21 protein-coding genes are annotated in these 21,517 nt (G+C 53.9%); 14 read left to right on the top strand and 7 right to left on the bottom strand.

What is annotated here, in order from left to right; all coding sequences use genetic code 11:
* Positions 1-63: 63 nt before the first annotated feature.
* The 3 genes from metE to BOC67_RS01045 are packed head-to-tail and all read left to right on the top strand — an operon-like array spanning position 64 to position 3,427.
* Positions 64-2,403 carry a 5-methyltetrahydropteroyltriglutamate--homocysteine S-methyltransferase gene (gene metE / locus BOC67_RS01035; protein ID WP_291906377.1) on the top strand — a complete coding sequence of 780 codons (2,340 nt, stop codon included), beginning with the start codon at positions 64-66 and terminating at the stop codon, positions 2,401-2,403.
* A gap of 1 nt (position 2,404) precedes the next feature.
* The gene (locus tag BOC67_RS01040) at positions 2,405-2,788 is read left to right on the top strand and encodes an acyl-CoA thioesterase (protein ID WP_291906378.1); all 384 of its coding nucleotides are present in this window, start codon (positions 2,405-2,407) and stop codon (positions 2,786-2,788) included.
* Positions 2,789-2,845: 57 nt separating this feature from the next.
* Entirely contained in the window at positions 2,846-3,427 is a 582-nt protein-coding gene (locus tag BOC67_RS01045; protein ID WP_291906380.1) for an alkylphosphonate utilization protein, read from the top strand.
* A gap of 47 nt (positions 3,428-3,474) precedes the next feature.
* Here BOC67_RS01045 and BOC67_RS01050 read toward each other — a convergent pair whose 3' ends face one another.
* The gene (locus tag BOC67_RS01050) at positions 3,475-4,887 is read right to left on the bottom strand and encodes an MFS transporter (RefSeq protein ID WP_291906382.1); all 1,413 of its coding nucleotides are present in this window, start codon (positions 4,885-4,887) and stop codon (positions 3,475-3,477) included.
* A 77-nt stretch (positions 4,888-4,964) separates the two neighbouring features.
* Here BOC67_RS01050 and BOC67_RS01055 point away from each other — a divergent pair, with 77 nt between their 5' ends.
* The 5 genes from BOC67_RS01055 (at position 4,965) to BOC67_RS01075 (ending at position 9,648) form a co-directional block, all read left to right on the top strand.
* Entirely contained in the window at positions 4,965-5,384 is a 420-nt protein-coding gene (locus BOC67_RS01055; protein WP_291906384.1) for a helix-turn-helix domain-containing protein, read from the top strand.
* Complete coding sequence (locus tag BOC67_RS01060) at positions 5,375-6,037, top strand: NAD-dependent epimerase/dehydratase family protein (protein WP_291906386.1); 663 nt, start codon at positions 5,375-5,377, stop codon at positions 6,035-6,037. The genes BOC67_RS01055 and BOC67_RS01060 overlap by 10 nt, the downstream gene beginning before the upstream one ends.
* Positions 6,038-6,168: 131 nt before the next feature.
* Complete coding sequence (locus tag BOC67_RS01065; protein ID WP_291906388.1) at positions 6,169-7,605, top strand: MBOAT family O-acyltransferase; 1,437 nt, start codon at positions 6,169-6,171, stop codon at positions 7,603-7,605.
* A gap of 1 nt (position 7,606) precedes the next feature.
* Complete coding sequence (locus tag BOC67_RS01070) at positions 7,607-8,593, top strand: hypothetical protein (protein WP_291906390.1); 987 nt, start codon at positions 7,607-7,609, stop codon at positions 8,591-8,593.
* 62 nt (positions 8,594-8,655) lie between these two features.
* Positions 8,656-9,648, top strand: coding sequence for an SDR family oxidoreductase (locus tag BOC67_RS01075; protein WP_291906392.1), 993 nt, complete (start codon positions 8,656-8,658; stop codon positions 9,646-9,648).
* Positions 9,649-9,710: 62 nt separating this feature from the next.
* Here BOC67_RS01075 and BOC67_RS01080 read toward each other — a convergent pair whose 3' ends face one another.
* Both BOC67_RS01080 and budA read right to left on the bottom strand, forming a co-directional pair.
* Entirely contained in the window at positions 9,711-10,151 is a 441-nt protein-coding gene (locus BOC67_RS01080; protein ID WP_291906393.1) for a PepSY-like domain-containing protein, read from the bottom strand.
* Between the two features lie 51 nt (positions 10,152-10,202).
* Positions 10,203-10,991 (bottom strand): acetolactate decarboxylase, encoded by a 789-nt coding sequence (gene budA / locus BOC67_RS01085; protein WP_291906394.1) that lies wholly within the window; start codon positions 10,989-10,991, stop codon positions 10,203-10,205.
* A 181-nt stretch (positions 10,992-11,172) separates the two neighbouring features.
* Here budA and BOC67_RS01090 point away from each other — a divergent pair, with 181 nt between their 5' ends.
* Together BOC67_RS01090 and BOC67_RS01095 are read left to right on the top strand one after the other, a co-directional pair.
* Positions 11,173-11,628: a GNAT family N-acetyltransferase gene (locus tag BOC67_RS01090; protein ID WP_291906396.1), complete on the top strand. Its 456-nt coding sequence runs from the start codon at positions 11,173-11,175 to the stop codon at positions 11,626-11,628.
* A 35-nt stretch (positions 11,629-11,663) separates the two neighbouring features.
* Positions 11,664-12,137 carry a MarR family transcriptional regulator gene (locus tag BOC67_RS01095; RefSeq protein WP_291906398.1) on the top strand — a complete coding sequence of 158 codons (474 nt, stop codon included), beginning with the start codon at positions 11,664-11,666 and terminating at the stop codon, positions 12,135-12,137.
* A gap of 70 nt (positions 12,138-12,207) precedes the next feature.
* Here BOC67_RS01095 and BOC67_RS01100 read toward each other — a convergent pair whose 3' ends face one another.
* From BOC67_RS01100 to BOC67_RS01110, 3 genes are all read right to left on the bottom strand, one after another.
* Complete coding sequence (locus BOC67_RS01100; protein WP_291906400.1) at positions 12,208-13,419, bottom strand: hypothetical protein; 1,212 nt, start codon at positions 13,417-13,419, stop codon at positions 12,208-12,210.
* Positions 13,420-13,434: 15 nt separating this feature from the next.
* Positions 13,435-13,815, bottom strand: a complete 381-nt coding sequence (locus BOC67_RS01105; protein ID WP_291906402.1) for a hypothetical protein — start codon at positions 13,813-13,815, stop codon at positions 13,435-13,437.
* A 73-nt stretch (positions 13,816-13,888) separates the two neighbouring features.
* Entirely contained in the window at positions 13,889-14,350 is a 462-nt protein-coding gene (locus BOC67_RS01110) for a hypothetical protein (protein WP_291906405.1), read from the bottom strand.
* Between the two features lie 188 nt (positions 14,351-14,538).
* Between BOC67_RS01110 and BOC67_RS01115 the strand changes: the two genes are divergently transcribed.
* Positions 14,539-14,928, top strand: a complete 390-nt coding sequence (locus BOC67_RS01115) for a DUF6766 family protein (RefSeq protein ID WP_291906408.1) — start codon at positions 14,539-14,541, stop codon at positions 14,926-14,928.
* Here BOC67_RS01115 and BOC67_RS01120 read toward each other — a convergent pair whose 3' ends face one another.
* Positions 14,929-15,969, bottom strand: coding sequence for a LacI family DNA-binding transcriptional regulator (locus BOC67_RS01120; RefSeq protein WP_291906410.1), 1,041 nt, complete (start codon positions 15,967-15,969; stop codon positions 14,929-14,931).
* 240 nt (positions 15,970-16,209) lie between these two features.
* Between BOC67_RS01120 and BOC67_RS01125 the strand changes: the two genes are divergently transcribed.
* From BOC67_RS01125 to BOC67_RS01135, 3 genes are read left to right on the top strand one after another with little or no spacing between them, the layout of a single operon-like run.
* Positions 16,210-19,206, top strand: a complete 2,997-nt coding sequence (locus BOC67_RS01125; RefSeq protein WP_291906411.1) for a TonB-dependent receptor — start codon at positions 16,210-16,212, stop codon at positions 19,204-19,206.
* A 27-nt stretch (positions 19,207-19,233) separates the two neighbouring features.
* Positions 19,234-20,730 (top strand): RagB/SusD family nutrient uptake outer membrane protein, encoded by a 1,497-nt coding sequence (locus tag BOC67_RS01130; protein ID WP_291906413.1) that lies wholly within the window; start codon positions 19,234-19,236, stop codon positions 20,728-20,730.
* A gap of 4 nt (positions 20,731-20,734) precedes the next feature.
* A complete protein-coding gene (locus BOC67_RS01135; protein ID WP_291906414.1) occupies positions 20,735-21,514 on the top strand; it encodes a sialate O-acetylesterase in 780 nt (259 codons plus the stop codon).
* Positions 21,515-21,517: the final 3 nt, after the last annotated feature.

Consider the following 21,517-nt stretch of genomic DNA (forward strand, 5'->3'; position numbering starts at 1 on the left):
CCCACCTCAGGGCACGCAGGTAATGGAGTAATCAGTTTTATTCATGTTAAAACCGGATGAGCCATGATAACACATAACCTGGGATACCCCCGGATCGGCGCCCACAGGGAGCTGAAGAAAGCCAATGAAGCCTATTGGGCAGGTAAGATCAGCGCTACGGAGCTGGAACAAACCGCCCGGAGCATTCGCCTCAACAACTGGTACCTGCAAAAGGATGCAGGCATCGATATCATTCCCTGCAATGATTTCTCCTTTTATGATCATGTGCTGGACACCTGCCTGATGACGGGCGCCATTCCTGCCCGTTACCATGAATTGCTGGTAGACAAACAGCTGCCCGGGCTGGACCTGCAGTTTGCCATGGCGCGCGGTTACCAGCGGGATGGGTTGGACGTTACCGCCATGGAAATGACCAAATGGTTTGATACCAACTACCATTACATTGTGCCGGAATTTTCCGCCAATCAGCAGTTTTCCCTCTTCTCCGAAAAGGTAATTACCCAGTTCCATGAAGCTAAGCGCGCCGGCTTCCAGGCAAAGCCTGTACTGCTGGGGCCTGTATCGTTCCTGCTGCTGGGCAAGGAAAAGGAGAAAGGCTTCCACCGCCTGCAATTGCTGAATAAGCTGCTGCCTGTGTACCTGGAAGTACTCTCCAAACTCAATGAGCTGGATGCGCATTACATCCAGTTTGACGAGCCATGCCTCTCTCTCAACCTCAACAAGGTAGAGCAGGAGGCGGTGACAAAAGCCTATACTACCTTCCAGCAGGCGTTTCCGCATATGCATTTCATCCTCGCTTCGTATTTTGAATGCTATGGCGAAAACCTGCAAACGGCGCTGCAGCTGCCGGTGCAAACCCTGCACCTGGACCTGGTCCGTTGCCCGTCCCAGTTAGATGACATCCTCGCGACGGACATCCGGCATAAAAAACTGCGTTTATCCCTTGGCGTTGTGGACGGCCGCAATATCTGGAAAAACGATTACCAGCAATCCCTCGCGCTGATTCAAAAAGCGCAGCAAGCGCTGGGCAACGAGCGGTTGCTGCTGGCGCCATCCTGCTCCCTGCTGCACGTGCCCTGCGACCTGGACCTGGAAACGGACGAAGAGAGCCTGCCCCCAACGATTAAATCCTGGATGGCTTTTGCAAAGCAAAAACTGGATGAAGTGAAAACGCTGGCGGAACTCGCCTCCGGCAATCCATCCGTGAATGCGTTGCAGGATTTAAAAGATAACCAGGCTGCGATGGAATCCCGCAGGACTTCCCCGCTGATTCACCGCCCTGCAGTAGCCGCCCGCGCTGCCGCCATAACGGAGGAGGATGCACGCCGCGCTACGCCTTTCCCGCAACGGAAGAAAATACAGCAACAGGTTTTGCAGCTGCCTAAATTCCCTACCACCACCATCGGCTCTTTCCCGCAAACGCCGGCCGTGCGCTCCTGGCGCAACAAGTGGAAGAAAGGAGAGCTGACGCCTGCGGAATACGATGCGCTGATCAGGGAAGAAACAGCGGCCTCCATCCGCTGGCAGGAGGAGATAGGCATGGATGTATTGGTGCACGGGGAATTTGAGCGGAACGATATGGTGGAGTACTTCGGCGAGCAGCTGGAAGGATTTGTGTTTACCCGCTACGGATGGGTGCAGAGCTATGGCAGCCGCTGCGTGAAACCACCGGTGATTTTTGGCGACGTGGCCCGCAAAGACGCCATGACGGTGTATTACACCCAATACGCGCAATCCCTCACCAGTCGCCCCGTGAAAGGCATGCTCACCGGCCCTGTTACCATCCTGCAATGGAGCTTCGTCCGCAACGACCAGCCCCGCGCCGCTACCTGCCTGCAGATAGCGCTCGCCATCCGCGATGAGGTGCAAGACCTGGAAGCTGCCGGCATCAAAGTGATACAGATCGATGAGCCGGCGCTGCGCGAAGGCCTGCCCCTGCGTAAAGAGAATTGGGAGAATTACCTGTATCATGCCGTACGGGCATTTAAGGTAGCCTCTTCCGGCGTGCAGGACAAAACGCAGATCCATACCCATATGTGCTACGCGGAGTTCAATGATATCTTTGAAAGCATCGCCGCGCTGGATGCGGATGTGATCACGATCGAAACGAGCCGCTCCCAGCATGAATTACTGGAAGGTTTTGCCAGTTTCCAATATCCTAACGATATTGGGCCGGGAGTGTACGATATTCACTCTCCCCGCATTCCTTCCGGGGAGGAAATGGTAGCCCTGATGGAAAAAGCGATGACGGTGATCCCTGCGGAGCAGCTCTGGGTAAACCCGGACTGCGGCCTGAAAACGCGGGACTGGCCAGAAACCAAAGCAGCGGTTGCCGCTATGGTGGCTGCCGCCAGAACGCTCAGGGAAAAGGCGGGAATTTTTGACGGCGCAAAAACAAAGTAATATGACTATAGCAGCACGCATGCAGGCATCGGAAACGCATATCTTCAAAGCGATATTTCCGGATAGCACCAATCATTACGACACCATGTTTGGCGGTACGGCCATGTACCTGATGGATGAAGTGGCATTTATCACGGCTACCCGTTTTACGCGCAAAAAGGTGGTAACGGTATCGTCCGACAGGATTGATTTTACCAAGCCTATCCCTGCCGGCACCATCATTGAGCTGATCGGCCAGGTGATTAAAGTGGGCAATACCAGTATGAAGGTGAAGGTGGATATTTTCGTGGAGGAGATGTATAGCGATAGCAGGGAGCTGGCGATTTCCGGTACGTTTACTTTTGTGGCGATCGATGATCAGAAGCGGCCGGTGAGCGTGTTGTAGGCGGCGCTATACCCGGGGGAAAAACCTTATCTTCGCCGCTTAATTTTTGAAGGACATATGACACTGGATGCTATTTTGAACGCGCGTAGCGGCGGCAACTGCGAAGTTTGCGGGGGTAATACCGATCTGAAAACTTATGAAGTACTGCCGGCAACCGGCGCGGTAGAAGATTACAGCGTATTGCTGTGTAATACTTGTCGCACACAGGTCGACAAAAAAGCGGAGCTGGACCCTGCTCACTGGAGCTGCCTCACTACCAGCATGTGGAGCGAAGTACCCGGCGTACAGGTAATTTCCTGGCGCATGCTCAACCGCCTGCGGGAGCAAAGCTGGGCCGCCGAACAACTGGACATGATGTACCTCGACGAGGAAAGGCTGGCATGGGCAAAGGCTTCCGGCGATCATGAAAATGATGCCACGGTTGATTTGCACCGGGATGCCAATGGCGCGGTACTCCAAAACGGGGACACGGTGGTACTCACCAAATCCCTGGACGTTAAGGGAACTTCCCTGAACGCCAGGCTGGGGACTGTAGTGAAAAACATCCGCCTCGTGCCGGATAATACGGAGCAGATCGAAGGTAAGATTGAAGGGCAGACGATTGTTATTCTCACTAAATATCTGCGCAAGCAAGCTTAATAGGCGGTTGCTGCTTTGTGACGCTGGTCGCAAAGCAGCAACCCTTTCTACCCCTCCGCCTTCTCCGGCAGCAAATACAACAACCCCGCCGTAACCAGCAAAAATCCGATATTCACCCACGTTGCCACGGCATAAGCATGCTCGTATCCCGCTGCCTGCGATGGGCCTTTCAGCAGCCCGAAAAATATCCCGCCGCTCACGCCTACCCCAAGCGCCACGGCCGTTTGCTGAAAAGTAGTGTAGGGCCCTGAAGCAGCGCCGGCAAAGGCCGGTGGTATGCTACGCATACTGAGTGTCAGCAGCGACGGTAAGACGGACCCGCACCCCATGCCATATAAGAATAACAGCAGGCAGGTACCGGCGGAAACATGCACATCTCCCCTAAATAACCTGATATGCCCGTACAAACAGACCGCCATCAGCAGCACGCCGGCAATGAGGACCTTGCGGCCATAAGCTTTTACCAGCCGGATGGAGGATACTGCAGCCACCACATACCCAATTCCCTGCGCGGCAAACAACAGGCCCGTCAGGCTGGAACTGAAGCCCAGCCCGTTTTGCAGCAGTACGGCGTTAATAAGAAAATAACTGTCCTGCACCATGAAATAGAACAATACCGCCCCCAGGCCGACGTTGAAATCACGGAAGCCAAACAGCTGCAAATCGATCAATGGCGCCTGTTGCAGCAAGCCTTTGCGCCGCTGGTCAAGGATAAATACCACCAGCAGTACCAGGGAGCCCACGAGCATGGCCACCGCCCAAACCGGCCAGCCCAGCTCCCTGCCGCGGATGAGGGGATAGATCAGGCATACCAGCATCACGGTCAGTAACACCACGCCGGAACGATCAAAGCGGGACTCCCCGACGCGCGGCGTTTCATGCAGGTATTTCACCGCCAGCCAGGCTGCAATTAACCCCACAGGCAGATTAATGAGGAAGATCCAGCGCCAGCCGTCCATTAAAAAATGCATGTCCGGAATAATACCGCCCAGCAGCTGCCCGATTACAGATGCCGTACCGGCAATGCTGCCATACACGCCCAATGCCTTGATGCGCGCTTCGTGCAGGGGGAACAGCAGGTGTATGTACGCAATGCTCTGGGGCACCATCAATGCAGCGCTGACCCCTTGCAGGAACCGGAAGGCATTGAGCTGCCCGGCCGTTTGCGCCAGGCCGCAGCAGCAGGAGAGCAGGGTGAACAGCAGCATACCGGCAACGAATACACGCTTTTTGCCGAGGTAGTCGCCCAGGCGGCCGCCTGTGATTAAAAACGCCGCATAGCCCGTCAGGTAGGCCGCTATCACCAGCTGCAGGTCCCCGTCCGTACTGTGCAGCCCCCCTTGTATGGAAGGCAGCGCCACATTCACAATAAAAATATCTATCACCGATAAAAAGGCCGCGGACGATACTATCCACAGCTGCAGCCACCTGTTGCTTTCCGTTTTGTCTATGCTAATCATCTATTGGTTAACTTTAAGGAAGCAAAGGTGATGGAGCCTGCGGGCTTTATCAAGTAGTTCATCGAATAATACCAGGTATGGAAAAGAATACTATTAGTGAGCAACAGGCAGTTAGCAATGCGGATGAATTGCAATTGCTGATGGAAAATAACATGGCGCTGACAAATGCCATGCAGGTAATCGGGGGGAAGTGGAAGCTGTTGCTGCTGAACAGTATCCGGCTCGACTGCCCTGCGCGTTTCGGGGAGTTGCGCAGGAAGATGCAGGATATTACCCACGCCACCCTTACGGCGCAACTGCGTGAACTCGAGCAGGACGGCATTATCGAACGCAAGGCCTACGCGGAAGTGCCGCCCCGCGTAGAGTACAAGCTCACCCCCTGGGCATTACGCTGGTACCTATCATCACCGCGTTATGCGAATGGGGGGAAGCGTATAAAAACAGGATGGTATAAAATATTTATGATATTCATTCGTCAGCATATCCTATGGGACTAAAAATTATTATCACCGGCGCTACCGGCATGGTAGGCGAAGGCGTGTTGCTCACCTGCCTGGCAAATCCGCAGGTGGAGCAGGTACTGATCGTGAGCAGGCGGCATTACGAGTTTTCGCATCCTAAGCTGAAAGAGCGGTTGGCGCCGGACTTCTTCCACCTCGATGCCATCGGGGAGGACCTCAAAGGGTACGATGCCTGTTTCTTTTGCGCAGGAGTAACTTCCATCGGCAAGAACGAGCAGGAATATACCTACCTTACCTATGATACCACGATGGCTTTTGCCCGTCAGCTGCTGACCTACAGCCCCGGTATCTCTTTCGTTTATGTATCCGGCGCGGGGACGGACTCCTCCGAAAAAGGCCGGAGCATGTGGGCCCGTGTAAAAGGAAAAACGGAGAACGACCTTGCGAAGCTGCCCTTTAAACAGGAATACAACTTCAGGCCTGGCTTTATGAAAGCGGTACCCGGGCAGCGAAACCTGCTGGAACTTTACCGCGCCCTCGGCTGGATGTTTCCTTTCTTTAAGCTGATAATGCCCAACATGACGTCTACCCTGCAACAGGTGGGGACCGCCATGATCAACGCCGTTACCAAAGGTTATCCCAGCCAGGTGTTGGAGGTGAAGGATATCAACAAACTGGGCGCTGCATAGCATGATAAGTTGGGGCGTCTTACAGCCGTGAATAGCTGTCGTTTACTTTGAATTGTTGGCGGAAATCTTTACTTTAGGCCCAACGATAGTTTGCCAGCTTTGGTTGAAGATAAACCCCTCTACTTATATCTATGGTATTCAACTCCTTTGAGTTTGCGCTATTCCTGCCGATCGTGTTTTTATTGTATTGGCTGGTAGCAAAAGGCTCCCTGTTGTTTCAGAACCTGGTGTTGTTAGCGGCCAGTTTTGTATTCTACGGAATGTGGGATTACCGCTTCCTCTTCCTGTTGTTTTTCTCTATTCTGCTGGATTACACTTCCGGCTTGCAGATTCATGCGGCGAAGTCGCCCCGCGCAAAGCAATGGTGGCTGTTTGCCAGTATCGTCATCAACCTGGGCTTCCTCTTCTTTTTCAAATACTACAACTTTTTCGTGGATTCCTTCTCGGAGCTGCTGCGTACGTTTGGCCTGCAACCGCACGTCTGGACGCTGCATATCATTCTCCCGGTAGGGATTTCCTTCTATACTTTCCACGGGCTTTCCTACGTGATCGATATCTACCGGCAAAAGGTAACGCCTACACGAAATTTCACCAACTATGCCTTGTTCGTCAGCTTTTTTCCTTTGCTGGTGGCGGGGCCTATAGAGCGGGCCACGCACCTGTTGCCGCAAATAGAGCAGCCGCGCCGCTTTGAGCTTAGTAAGGCTGCGGATGGATTGCGGCAGATACTCTGGGGCCTGCTGAAAAAGATGGTCATTGCCGATGGATGCGCGTTTTATGCGAACCAGATTTTTGATAACCCGCACGCCTACACGGGCAGCACGCTGGTAGTGGGAGCGGTGTTATTTGCCTTCCAGATCTACGGGGATTTCTCCGGGTATTCGGATATGGCGCTGGGCGTGGCGCGGCTCTTCGGGTTTGAGCTGCTCCGCAATTTCGCCTATCCTTACTTTTCGCGGGATATAGCGGAGTTCTGGCGGCGCTGGCATATTTCCCTTTCGTCCTGGTTTAAGGATTATGTGTACATACCGCTGGGAGGCAGCAGGGAAGGGCGTTTTAAAGCGGTGCGCAATACGTTTATCATCTTTTTGCTGAGTGGCTGGTGGCATGGCGCCAACTGGACGTTCCTGCTTTGGGGCGGTCTTCACGCCCTGTACTTCCTGCCATTGCTGCTGAGCAACCGGAACCGGAAGAATATGGAGATCGTAGCGCAGGGCCGCGTGCTGCCTTCCCTGGTGGAATGTTGGCAAATGCTGCGGACATTCGCGCTCGTCACCTTTGCGTGGATCTTTTTTCGTGCGGAAAATCTCAGCGAAACCATGGTCTATGTCCGCGGTATTTTTTCTGCTTCTATTGTGGAGATGCCGGTGATTTTTCCGAAAGGGTTACTACTGCTGACGGCACTGTTCCTGCTGGCGGAGTGGCAGGGGAGAGCGCATCCTTATGCGTTGGCCAACCTGGACCCCCGCTGGCCAAGGCCCGCCAGGTGGGCGCTGTACACGGTGCTGCTGTTTTGCCTGATCCTGCTGAAATCCGAACAACAACAATTTATCTATTTCCAATTCTGATATGAGAACGTTCCTGATACGCCTGTTGATCTTCAGCGCCCTCTTTGGAGGGCTGGTAATACTGGCGGCCTATAAACTGGCCCAGCCGGGGGAAATGGATTATGTAGGCGGTATTGTAATCAAACATAAACGGCTAAACGAAGTTAAGGGGCCGCGACTGATCTTCGCCGGCGGCTCCAACATGGCTTTCGGGCTGGATAGCAGGGCGGTCGAAGTGGCAACGCAGATGCCGGTGGTCAACCTGGCGCTGCATGGCGGCCTGGGACTGGATTTTATTCTGGAAGAGCTGAAGGATGTGACCCGCGGAGGGGACGTGGTGGTGCTGTCCCCGGAATACTTCCTGGAAGCGGGGCGTTACGAGCTGGATGCTGCGGTGGCAGCCTTTATGCCGGAATCGAAAAAATATTTCAAACACGACTTTTACACTGTTTTCAAATACAGCATTGAATCCCGTTTTGACCAGATAGGTTATAACCGGGACTACCTCATGGCCCGCTGGCGCAGGCGGAAATCCGCTCCTGAACGGGACTATGCTGCGGAGGTGTATGCGCATAATGCATTTAATGGGTATGGAGATGTAGTTGCGCACCTGGAACTGCCCGCGTATGGGGCTCCGAAGGTGCCACTGAAGCTACATGCCGGATATTGGGATGGAATTCCAAAGATAAATGCCGCCGCTACCATTCTTGAACAACGGGGCGTCAAATTTTATTTCGTGTTCCCTACTTTTTGTCAATCCTCCTATAACAATAACGCCGCTACGATAAGCGCGCTGGAAGCTACGCTCCGCAAGGACCTCCGGATACCGGTGATTAGCCGTCCGCAGGATTTCGTATATGCGGACTCGTTATATTACGACTCCTACTATCATCTCGCCAAAACCGGCAGGGCACTCCGCACGCAACAGCTGATCCGGCTCGTGCAGCCGCTCACGGCGGAGCTGCACGCTCAAAAAATGCTCCTCACGGATAAGGCCGCGAACAGATAAGCCCGGTAAGCTGCTGGCATAATAAATGTGATGCTGCTGATTGTCACCAAAACATTTATACGATGCAGCAACATATGATTACCCGGCGTCAGGCGCTGGCCGGAATTGGCAGTACGCTGGCCGCCTTATCGCTGCCCGATGTGGTAGTGGCCGCCGGCCAGGTGAGCAGTAACGCAGGCCCTGAAGATCCGCTGGGCAAATACCCGAAACCTCCGTTCAGGGAACAATCGCAGCCATGGCCGGGACTGGCCTCCAAAATGGACCCCGTGCCCGATCACGGCGAAAAAAGTTATAAGGGCAGCGGCCGGCTGGCAGGGCGCAAGGCGCTGATCACCGGCGGGGACTCCGGCATGGGGCGCGCCGCCGCTATCGCCTATGCGCGGGAAGGCGCGGACGTGGCCATCAACTACCTGCCGGCAGAAGAGGAGGACGCAAAGCAGGTGATTGCCCTTATCAGGGAAGCAGGCCGTAAAGGCGTGGCATTGCCCGGCGACCTGCGGGAAGAATCTTTCTGTAAGAAATTGGTAGCCGATGCCGTCAGCGCGCTGGGAGGGCTGGATATCCTTGTGAGTAATGCCGCGCGGCAGCAAACGAAAGCATCCATACTGGACCTCAGCACCGAAGATTTTGACGCAACGATGAAAACGAACATCTATGCGCCTTTCTGGCTGATTAAAGCCGCGGTGCCGCATTTAAAGCCGGGTTCGGTGATTATCGGCACCTCTTCTGAGCAGGCCTATGATCCCAGTGCGGACTTGTACGATTACGCGCAAACGAAAGCCGCTACCACCAACTTTGTGAAATCGCTGGCCAAGCAGCTTGCGCCGAAAGGCATCCGCGTCAATGGCGTTGCGCCTGGCCCCATCTGGACGCCGTTGCAGGTAAGCGGTGGCGCTACTATGGAAAAACTGAAGCAGTTTGGGGGAAATACGCCTATGGGCCGCCCGGGCCAGCCAGCGGAGCTGGCATCCATTTATGTCCAGCTGGCTGCCGCGGATGCAAGCTATGCCACGGGGCAGATATACGGCTCATCCGGCGGGGCAGGGCAGCCGTAGGGGATGCACGGAAGTATCTTTAAATTACCGCCAGGGTAACTGGCAGCAGCAGGCGCGGCCCGTTACCAATAAACAACATCTCCGGCAACTGTGCCATTCGCATTGAACACTACTTTCTGATCGTGGGGCTCACCGTCGAGTTCCACCTGGTAATATACTTTGCCGTTCTTTTCCAGGCGGTCCGCCTCATCGATGCGGTAATCTTTGTATTGACTGCTGATGGCATTACGGACGGCTGCAGGCAGCTCATTGGCGCGGATTTCCCGCTTATAGGTCTGCAGCTTTCCCGCCGCGTCGTAAATAGCTTTATAGTCGCGGCGGTCCACTTTGAACTCCGCTTCATAGCTGTTGCCTTTCTTTTCCCATTCCACTTTGGAGGTCCGGGGAAATTTCAGTTTAAACGCTTTTACGATGGCTGCCGGCACCTGGCTGCCGGGGATGTCCTGCGCGATGGATGCGCCTGCAAAAGCGAGCGCCAGTAAAGATAGAAACAGTGCTTTCATGGTCTTCTTTTTATGGATTAACAACTGCCATGCTGGAATGTTTCCGCAGGTTTATTCCTTGCTACCCCGCTCCACCTGTTTAATATCTTCCGCCCTGTTCTGGTGAAAATCAAAATGCCGGAATGCTTCCGTATCAGGAATTTCCACGGTATAGCTTTCCAGTTGATCTATCTCGATGGTTACGCCGGAAAGGGTGAGGTCTACAATATGGCCGCCGTGTTTTTTATCGTCCGACAAAAAGTGGAAGTGATAACCGGAGATGTTGGTGTTATCCATATAAGCCGGCAGGCGGTACCCTACGAGGTCGCCTGAAATATTTTCAAATTCAAAGAAGCGCTGCAATGGGAGCATGCTCGCCAGCGTGGGGTAGGGAGGATGCGTTACCGGCGGGAAAGCCCGTGTTTTCAGGTATTTGAACTTCCCTTTGATATGAATGGCGTACATGGCGTTCTTTTGCGGCATCAGCGTATCCAGCATGGTATAGAACATGGATTTACTGATGACGGCCGCCGCGCGCAGCCGGCGTTTGGCCACAAACGGATGCACCATGGCAAAAGAAACCAGGTGGTTTCCCGGCAGCGCCTTGGTGGCGCCGGTAGCTGTGGTTTGGTAAGCAGCGCCGTTGAGTACGATCAATTCTCCATCGATTTTATCCGGCGCGCCCAGGCCGAAGTCGCCCTGCTGCAATAGTTTATCGACCGGGTAAAATCCTTCAAATAAACCACCCATCAGGCCGGAGGCCACGCCCGCGGTGAAGAGGCGATGGGGGGCTGCCTGCTGAGCCCATGCAGGAATGAGGCAGGTGAGGAAGAGTATGAATAGGGTGATATGCTTTTTCATGGGAATATTTATTGGATAAAGATAATCATAGAGTGGGAAACATGCCAGGGCATGGTTGCCGTGGATGGAATTTATTTAATCAGCTACTGCCTCTTTCAGCTGCAATATCCGATCTCCCAAAAAAAATTTGTATTTATGTAGTCAGCTACGTAGTTTTATACCTAAATAGAAACACCTAATTATGAAACAGGAAATCCGGCTGATTTATAATGACGCCTGCCAGCAGGTAATTGACCTGATACTACCCATTCAGCAAATAGAGTTTAACGTGCCCGTCACCGTGGAGGATCAGCCTGACCTCCGGGACCTTGAGCGTAACTACCACCAGGGCGGGGGAGGATTCTGGGGCGCCTTTTTGGATGGCGAACTGGTAGGCACCATCGCCCTCATCAACACCGGCCATCATGCAGGCGCTATCCGCAAGATGTTTGTTAAAAAGGAATTCAGGGGCAAGGAACTGGGACTGGCCCAGGCGTTGCTGGAAACGCTGCTGGCATACAGCCGGCAGGCGGGTATTACAGATTTATACCTGGGCACGGTAGAGCAGTTAAAAGCCGCCCTGCGTTTTACGAGCGCAATGGGTTTGTGCAGATCCCCGCAGCAGATTTACCGGCATATTTCCCCAGAATGGCCGTAGATACCTTATTTTACCATCTTGAAATAAAATAAGGCATGAGTAACGTTATCAACGAATCCGGCATCCTGGCTATCTCCACGAGGCTGCAGCGGCTGGCGGACACGCTCCGCAAAGACGGGCAGCTGATTTACAAAGCGCATGGGATCGAGTTTGAGCCCAAGTGGTTCCCCGTCATTTATACCCTCTATTACAAGGAAACGATGAGCGTGATGGAAATCGCCGCAGGGATAGGATATACCCATCCTTCCACCATCAGCCTCCTGAAAGAACTTGAGAAGCAAAAGCTGATACGTTCCCGGAAAGACAAGCGGGACGAGCGGAAGCGGCTCCTCACCTTATCCGAAAAAGGGCAGGAGCTGGTGCAGCAGATGCTGCCGGTATGGAAGCGCATGGAAAAAGCGTTGACGGCCTTAACCAATACTGCCAATAACCTCATGGCGGCGATTGAGGAGGTAGAGGCGCAAATGGAGGTGAAAGGTTTTTATGAGCGGGAGCGGGGGATCAGGTAAGCATGCCCTAGAACAAATTGAGTTTCTCTGGCAGCAAGCCTAAATCAAATTGAATTTCTCCGGCAGATGCCTAAAACAAATTAAACTTCTCCGGCAGCGTAATCTTTATATCCAGATTCGTCACAAAACTACCTTTGCCCGCGGTATAATTATGATCCACCCCGCCGTAAACGTTCAGCCATAGCCCATCAACGGGGTTGAACTCCGCTCCCAGGTTAACAAAGCTGTGATGCTCCGCATAGCGCCCCCGGTATTGGTACTGGCATTCGCCAAATCCCTTCACCCGGTTCGTACCAAATACATACCTAACGGGTACGGATATACTAAAGTAATGTGCCGCATTTTTTTTCAGCGCGGTATCCGCCGCAATGCCGGCATTGATACCGATCAGCGTCTGCCCGTATTTGCCGGTGCGCAGGGCATAGGTACTCCACCATCCTGCCTGCGCAAAACGGATATTCCCCAGGAGGCTATCACGGGAAGCGCCCATGATGGCCAGGGCAATGTCCAGTTTATCCGCGTTCCAGTTCTCCTGTTTGTAAGCTTTCTTGAAACCGGCAAACCAGGCGTCAAACTCCGGCGCTTTGGACGTATATACGAACTGCTCATAGGCCTGTGCCCATACCGTATCTGTTTTTATTTTTTGGTGGAGATAGTAATCCCAATCTGGTACCTGGTCTATCAAAGCAGCGGCGCGCACGAGGGCGGAATCGGATGGGTTGGCCTCCAGCGCCCACGCTTTAATGTCCCCGATATGCCTGGCAGCAAAGGCTTTGCGAATGGCGCGTGTTTCCAGCCGCAGCTGCCCCAGCGCGTCAATGATCTGGCGGAGGGCTTGCCGGTCCGTCGCCATATCCCCTTTGTTGACCAGGTTGATGCGGAAGCCCAGGGCCAGCTTGCGGGCATTGACTCCAAGGGCCGTATCCCGCGCGCTCCCCAGCGATACGCGGAAACTATGCCAGGTGCGGTACTGCTTGTACTGCCTGTCCAGCTGGAACACGGTATTGCTGGCATGCAGCAGCTGGGCAGGCGCTACCTCCAGCGCAAATGCCCGGGGGATGACAAATTTATCTCCCTGGAAAAACTCTGACAATGCCACGGCGATGGGCATGGGCGTGGACGGGCGCAGGAGGTTGGAAGGGCCGGCGCCCAGGCTCTTAAACGCCGGCATATCCGGTACGATGAAGTTGAGCCGCATTTTGCTCAGCGTCAGGGAATCCAGCTGCTGGCCGCTGGCGCCTACGGCCAGCAATAACAGGGCTGCAAGGAAATATCTTACCATAACGGCTATACGAATTTACCGGGCTACCAGCCGGATGAACATAATGGTGTACTGTCCTTTGCCGGTGAGCTCCCCGGTTTCTTCCACAAAACCCAGGCAGGCGTTATCCTGCCAGATTTCCAGGCGGATGCGGTATCCATTGTGCAGCGCGGGGTTTAAGCCAACGTAGGTGGCGTCCAGGATCACCCGGCGGCCGTTGAGGAGGTCCGGCGTAAAGGGCAGGTTGGCGACGTCGTCTTCAGGGTTGAGGTTGTCGCCCTGGAGCAGACTGATCGTATTATTGCTGCCGGCTTCCCGGAGTATGATCTCGTAGTTGACAGGGGCGATGCTGCTGTGCGGAAAAATAGCTTTTGCCCGCAAAGCGCCGCCATCAGGTTTGAAGTACACTTCCTTCATGGGGCAGAGAGTTAGTGGTGATTGGGCATGTTGAATCAGGTCAGGATGGCTGCAAAAACAGGTAGCGCAAAACCTACCCTACCTTCTTTTTATGCGGCACTGCCGCCTTCCAGTCATGGCGCAGGGAATACAGCTTTAACCAGTAAGGGGCCAGTACCACGATGGGAATCAGGAAATACACGGACTTCTCCAGTATCGCAGAAATCAGAAACATGCCCGCCACAATAAAGTAACTGGTAGTCACTGCGCTGATGGCCCATTTTACCTGCGCCATCACCGGCGCCCATAACAGGATGACTAAGGACACGATCAATAGTATTCCCAATATCCGGCCTACGGCATAGGCGCGCGCGTCAGCACCCGTACCCGCCGCTTCAGCTGGAGGCATGGAGATTTCAAGGGAGCCCAAAAACAGTATGATGCTGAAAAGCAGCAGGAAAATCGTGTAGACTTTGATATACCCCGGCAGCAGCTCTTTTCTGCTGCGTGTGGCGAATTCCTGGAATTCTTCTCCGAAAATTGTTGCTTGTTCCATAGGTAAGGTGGCGTAAATCTTTCGCCAAGGTACAAAAGATTTGCCGGACTCATAAGCATGCCTCCCAGCCAAAATGGGAACAAGTTTCTACAAGCCTGCCATTCCAGGCGATGGTTAACCTGGCCGGATGCCACATTCTCCGGGTGGTTCGCTTCTTGCCGTATTTATCCTGTTCAAAATTGTTTGTTATGGCTACGCAATCAACTACTCCCAACTGGCTCAAGCGCAAAGCGTATTTCTGGGTAACTTTTATTTTATTCGCCGTGTCCGTGGCTGCCCATTGGTACTTCGGCTGGAAGGACTTCGTCAGCGAACAGATGGCGCATCAACAACCCATCGTAGTGGGCGATTATGTAAACCAGATGATGCGGGAAACTTTTGAAAACTGGCAATCCGAATTCCTGCAACTGATCTGGCAGGTAGTGGGCTTATCGCTCCTCTGGTATTGCGGATCGCCGCAGTCAAAAGAGGGGGACGACAGGCGCGAAAAGAAACTGGATTACATCATCCGCCGCCTCGATCCGGAACATGCGGAATCCCTGTTAGCCGAATGGGAAAGAGAATACCCCTGCAAATAACTATTTCTTTTTTGCCACGGTGGATTCCCGGATGATCAGTTTAGTAGGCAGCTGCGTGGTAGGAGCTTTTTTAATACTGTAATCGTTCTTCACTTTTGCGTTCAGCTCCTGCAGCAGCATTTCCGCAGCCATACGGCCTATTTCGCCGGTTGGCTGCGCCACCGTGGTGAGCCCGGGATACACCAGCCCCGCGGAAAGATCATTGCTGAAGCCTACAATGGCAATGTCCTGCGGAATGCGTAACCCCTTTGCCTTTACCACTTCCATGGCGGCAATGGCCGTAGGATCGTTGATGGCAAACAACGCGTCCGGCGGGGTGGCCAGGTCCAGGAAATGCTTCATGTAAATCTTCACTTTTTCTATCGTAAGGTCATAAGAGAGTACCAGGTCAGGATTGTAAGGGATGTCATGCTTCTTCAGCGCATCCAGGTAGCCCTGCCGGCGCAGCCTTGAATTCACCAATGAATCCGGCCCCGCAAGGTGCGCAATCCGCCTGCGCCCAATCCGGATCAGATGCTCCACTGCCTGAAAGGCCGCCTCGTAATCATTTACGATAACATTCGGCACATTGAGTTCTTCCGGAACCCGGTTGAAAAACACCAGCGGAACGCCACGGCGCTGGGCGAGCGTGAAGTGATCGAAGTTCCGCGTCTCTTTGGTATGCGATACAATTATACCATCTACCCGGTAAGATAATAACAACTTCATATTAGCCACCTCGGTTTCGTAAGATTCATTCTGCTGGCAGATCACCACATTGTAACCCGCCGCTTGCATGACATCCTGTACGCCCACAATCACGCTGGGAAAGTAGGTGGACATAAATTCCGGCACCATAATGCCTACCGTGTGCGTCGTATGCTTGCTGAAGCCCAGCGCCAGGGAATTGCGCTGGTACTCCATCGTGGAGGCCAGCTCCAATACCGCTTTGCGCGTGTGTTCCTTCACGTTGGGATGCCCCGTGAGCGCCCGGGATACCGTGGATTTTGAGATGTTCAACTGTTTCGCAATGTCAATAATTGTCGTGTATTTCGATTTCATACGTGGATAGTTTAGCGCAACCGGGATCAAAAATAAGCATTTGGGAACTATCCCAAAAAATTGGGACCGTTCCCATGAAAAATAATTCCCAAATTATTTTGCGGGCTCAATTTCTTTGGCAAAATTGAGATCGATTTATTCCATGTTATCAGTCGATATGCCTTATAGTACAGGCATGTATTTTATGTATCCCGGAAAACGCCAAGATCCACAGTTATGAATAAACAATTCATCCGATTAATGGGAATTTTCCCAATTTTACTCATCCCGATGCTGACCTTTGGCCAGCAACTGACGGTGAAAGGAAAAGTGACCAGTGCAGATAACGGTGAAACGCTGCCTGGGGTAACCGTCAGGATTAAGGGAGCTGCCGGCGGCGCCGTTACAGGCCCCGATGGCCGGTATTCGGTTACAGCCAGCCAGGGGGACGCCGTTCTCGTATTCACGTTTACCGGCTATACGACGCAGGAAGTGCCCGTAGGCGGCCGCGCCTCCATCGACGTGGCCATGGAAACGGCCAACAAAGACCTCGATGAAGTAGTAGTCGTAGGTTATGGCACCCAACAGAAAGCCAACGTTGCCGGCGCTATCACCTCCGTCAAAACCGCCGATCTCAAACAAACTCCCATCTCCAACGTGGTACAGGGATTACAGGGCCGCGTATCCGGCGTGCAGATCACGCAGAACTCCGCCGCGCCGGGAGGCAGCATCAGCATGCGCATCCGCGGCGTCAACTCCATCAATGGCACCTCCGAACCGCTCTATGTAGTGGACGGGGTACAGTTATCCAACTCCGGGGGCGTTAACGATATCAGCTCCCTTTCTATTATCAATCCGAACGATATTGAGTCGGTAGCAGTGCTGAAAGACGCTTCCGCTACGGCTATCTACGGCGCGCGTGGCGCCAACGGCGTAGTACTCATCACCACCAAAAGGGGAAAGGCCGGTAAAACCATCGTCAGCTACGATGGCTACTACGGCGTGCAAAGCACGACCAAACGCATGCACATGATGAACGCGTCCGAATTTGCCGCACTGGAAAATGAAGTCTATAAAACCAACGTATATCCCAACCCGGAATCGCTGGGCGAAGGCATCGACTGGCAGGACATGATCTTCCGCAACGCGCCCATGCAAAACCACCAGGTAACAGTGGCCGGCGGTACGGAAAAAACGCAGTTCGCCATGTCAGGCAACTATTTTAAACAGGAAGGCGTGGTGATCAGCTCGGACTTTACCCGTTACTCCTTCCGCCTCAACTTCGATCACCGCGTCAGCAATATGGTGAAAGTAGGCGCCAGCCTGCTCACCAGCTATGTGGTCAATAACACCATTCCTACAGGGTCTTCCAGCATCGATGCCGGCGCCGTTACCGCCAGCATCCTGGGAGCGGCCATGGGCGCGCCTCCTACGCTGAAGCCTTATAACGACATCGGGGCCATACTGCCCTTCGGGGACCAGATGAATGGCCGCTACCGCGAAGTGGTAAACCCGCTCGGCCTCGCGCAGATACTAAACCGGGATAAGATCAACCGCACGCTCGGCAACCTCTACGCGGAAATCACGCCGCTGAAAGGATTGACCTACCGGGCCAACTTCAACCCGGTATTATCTTCCTCGCTGAATGACTACTATTCCCCGCGCTCCATCATGAACAGCGGGGACCTCGCCGGGGGCGGCGGTACCGCGCAAAAGAACAATGCGAACACCATCGTGCTGCTCCACGAAAGCATCCTTACCTACGAAACCCGCTTTGGTAAACAGCATTCGTTAAAAGCCACCGGCGTATTCGCCACGCAGTCCAACAGCTCCAACTCCAACAGCATCAACGCCAGCAAATTCCCTAACGACGCTACCGCCAACGAAGCGGTGCAACTGGCCACCGTGCGCACCGTTTCCAGCTCCCGCTCCAAAGACCGGCTGGATTCCTACATGGGCCGCATCAACTACGGCTTCCGGGATAAATACCTGCTGGACCTCATCGCCCGCGTTGACGGCTCTACGAAGTTTGGAGAAAATAATAAATACGGCTTCTTCCCGGCTGCCGCCTTCGCCTGGCGCGCTTCCGAAGAACCTTTCCTGAAAAATGTAAACGCCATCAGTAACCTGAAGCTCCGCCTCAGTTACGGCCTTACGGGCAATGCCGGCGCTATCGATCCGTACAAGTCATTGTCGCTGCAAGGTACCAACGGACAGTATTACTTCGACCATGCGCCGGTAACCGGCATCAGTCCTACCGGCATTGCGAATAAGGATTTGAAGTGGGAACGTTCCGTGCAGGCGGACTTCGGCTTCGACCTCGGCCTGTTCCGCGACCGGCTCAATATCACGGCGGACGTGTACCAGAAAAAAACGGACGACCTCCTCTTTATCCGCGAACTGCCCGGCTCCTCCGGCTATACTTCCGTAACCGGCAACTTCGCCAGCATGGAGAACCGTGGCGTGGAGATGTCGTTCGATGCCATTGTGCTGGACCGTGCCGTGAAATGGTCCGTTGCCGGCAACTTTTCCCTGAACCGTAACAAACTCCTGAGCCTCGCCGGCGGCCTTAATGAATACGCCGTGAGCAACTACCAGGTAATGCAGGTAGGGCAGCCCCTTGGCTTGTTTAAAACCTACGTGTTCGATGGCGTGTATCAAACGGGGGAAACCGTGCTGGATGGCTCCGGAAGCCGCACCGGCGGGATGAAGGTCCGGGACCTGAATAAAGACGGCGTGATCAGCGCAGCGGACCAGCAGGTAGTGGGCAACGCCAACCCGGATTTCATTTATGGCTTCTCCACCAACCTGAGCTACAAAAATTTTGATTTCAGCGCTTTCTTCGCCGGCACGCAGGGCAATAAAGTATATAATCTCGTACGCTACTCCTTCGAAAATCCGCTGGGCAGCAGGAATATGTATGCCGCGCTGGTGAACCGCTGGTCGCCCACGAACCCCTCCAACGAGTATGTGAGCGGCTTCCAGGGCGGGCGCATTCCGCTCACGGATCGCTTCATGGAAGATGGTTCCTTCCTGCGTTGCAAAAACATTACGCTGGGCTACCGCATTCCGAAGATCAAAGGAATTTCCAGCGCCCGGGTGTATGTCAGCGCCAACAACCTTTTTACGGTTACCAAATACACCGGCTTTGATCCGGAGGTAAACACCTTCGGCAACTCCAACAAACAGATCGGGGTCGATAACCTGGTATATCCTACCGCGCGCTCCTTCCTCCTCGGTTTGCAGGTTGCTTTCTGATGTTTCACCGCTTAAATTGTCATTCGCATGAAAAGTATTCTTAAATATAGCGCTATCGGTTTACTGGCATGGTCCTGCTGGGGCTGCAGTAAGCTGAACGAAACGCCTTATTCTTCTATCTATACTGAAAATTTCTATAAGACTTCAGAAGACGCGGAAGCCGGACTGGCGGCCGTGTACAGCAAACTGGCGGATTTGTATTCCGGCCCTTCGCCGCTGATCGTGGCGGATTTCAGTGCGGACCAGATTTATCCGCGCCCGGTGGTAGGGCGGGATACCTATACGCTCTTCAGCTTTGACCCGCAATACAGCGCTGTCGTGAGCTTCAGCCGTGGTAACGAATCTCCGCTGGATATCTGGAATAACAGCTACAGCGGTATTGAAAACGCCAACTGGATCCTGCTGAAAGTGCCGAACACCGTGATGACCAACGCTACGCGCAAAAACCAGATCATTGGAGAAGCCTATTTCCTCCGCGCCTTCTTCCATTGGATGCTGACCAAAAATTTCGGGGATGTGGTCATCCGAACCAAAGCAAGTCAAACGCTGACGGATGCCTATGTGGCCAAGAGCCCGAAGGCGGACGTGTACAAACAAATCTTCCAGGACCTGGATTCTGCTGAATTATACCTGCCGGATTATTCGCCCGCCATGGTGAAAGGCCGGCCCAGCAAGCAGGCTGCCCAGGCTCTCCATGCCAAGGCTGCCCTGTATGCGGAAAACTATGCGATGGCCTTGCAACAGGCGGAAAAAGTGATTAACGCCGGCAGTGGCGCCGGCCTGATGGACAACTACCAGGACGTGTTTGATGTGGCGAAGGAAGACCAGGCGCGCAAGGAAAACCTCTGGGCGTTTGAATCCGAATCCGTTGCCGGCGGCCGTACCACACAGATCATGAGTTTGTATGGCCCTGCCAACAGCGCGGCCCCTGCCTATGGCAACAGCTCCTATGGTTCCGCTTTCGTATATCCGTCCTTTTTCAGATCCTTTGATCCGAAGGATAAGCGCCGCGCCCTGCTGGACACCACTTACACCAACAAGCAGAACGTGAAGGTGCCCCAGGCTTCCATTACGCCGATCACCAAAGAAGGGGTGCTGATGCGCAAGTATGCGGACCCGAACTCCATCGGTAATGCGCATGCTTCCAACATTCCCATCCTGCGGGTGGCCGATGTGTACCTGATTGCCGCAGAGGCGGAGGCGAGGTTGAACGGTGCTACCGGTAACGCCTATACGTACATTAATAAGATCCGGGCAAGGGCAGGGCTAGACCCGCTGACTGGCGGACTTGGCAAAGAGGCCTTCATTGCCGCCGTGCTGCAGGAACGCAGCTGGGAGCTGTTTGGCGAAGGGGACCGCTGGTATGACCTCTCCCGCACGGATACTTACCTACAGGTGGCGTCGAAGGCTGTCAACGACGTATTCCCGGTGCGTGCGCCGCAGAAGAGAAATAAATATTTTCCCATCCCGCAATCCGAAGTAAATGCCAATGACCTGCTGGACCAGAATCCTGATTGGCAATAGCCTCATGGCATTGCTAACAGGTATATCGCTAACGGCTACGGCACAACGTAGTATCTTCCTCGCGGCGGGGCAAAGCAACGCGGTGGGGAAGGGGGACAGCAGCTTGTCCGTACACCCGCCCGCGCAAACGGCCTGGGAGTACAAATGGCAGCAGGATGCCCTCGTACCCCTGCAAGACCCCGTGGGCGAAGACTACCAGCGCCTCCAGCAAGCCGCCACGGGCAGCCTGTGGCCGGCGTTTGCAGCCGCTTATCATCAGCGTACAGGCGATACCGTTATCATCGTGCCGGCGGCGCGGGGAGGCGCTTCCTGCCATGGCAAAGCCCGCCTGGGCGATATGGATACCTGGGATACCACCGGCCATTTATTTTCCGCCGCCGTGGCTAAAACGCAGGCAGCCATCAGGCTTTCCAACGGGGTAGTAAAGGGTATAATTTGGGTACAGGGGGAGAGAGATGCAAATGCCGTTAATAGCGGTGTCCTGGACGTGAACGAGTATAGTGATGCGTTATGCCGTTTGATACGCCGTTTCCGGAATGCATTGGGCGCTCCTATACCCTTTTATATAGTGCTGACGGGCAATTACAAAGGCCACCCTGAAAAAGGCTTTGACGCGGTGCGGAAAGTACAAACGGAGCTAGCCCAAACCATCCCGGGCGTATTCATCGTGTACCGCGGTACGCCGGACTTTTTCGGCAAACACTGGATGACAGATGATATTCATTATAATCAACACGGATTAAACCACATCGGCGCTACCATTGCCGAGGCCATGAAAAAATAGTTA

It is taken from the genome of Chitinophaga sp. CB10 (assembly GCA_001870995.2).
GTDB lineage: Bacteria > Bacteroidota > Bacteroidia > Chitinophagales > Chitinophagaceae > Chitinophaga.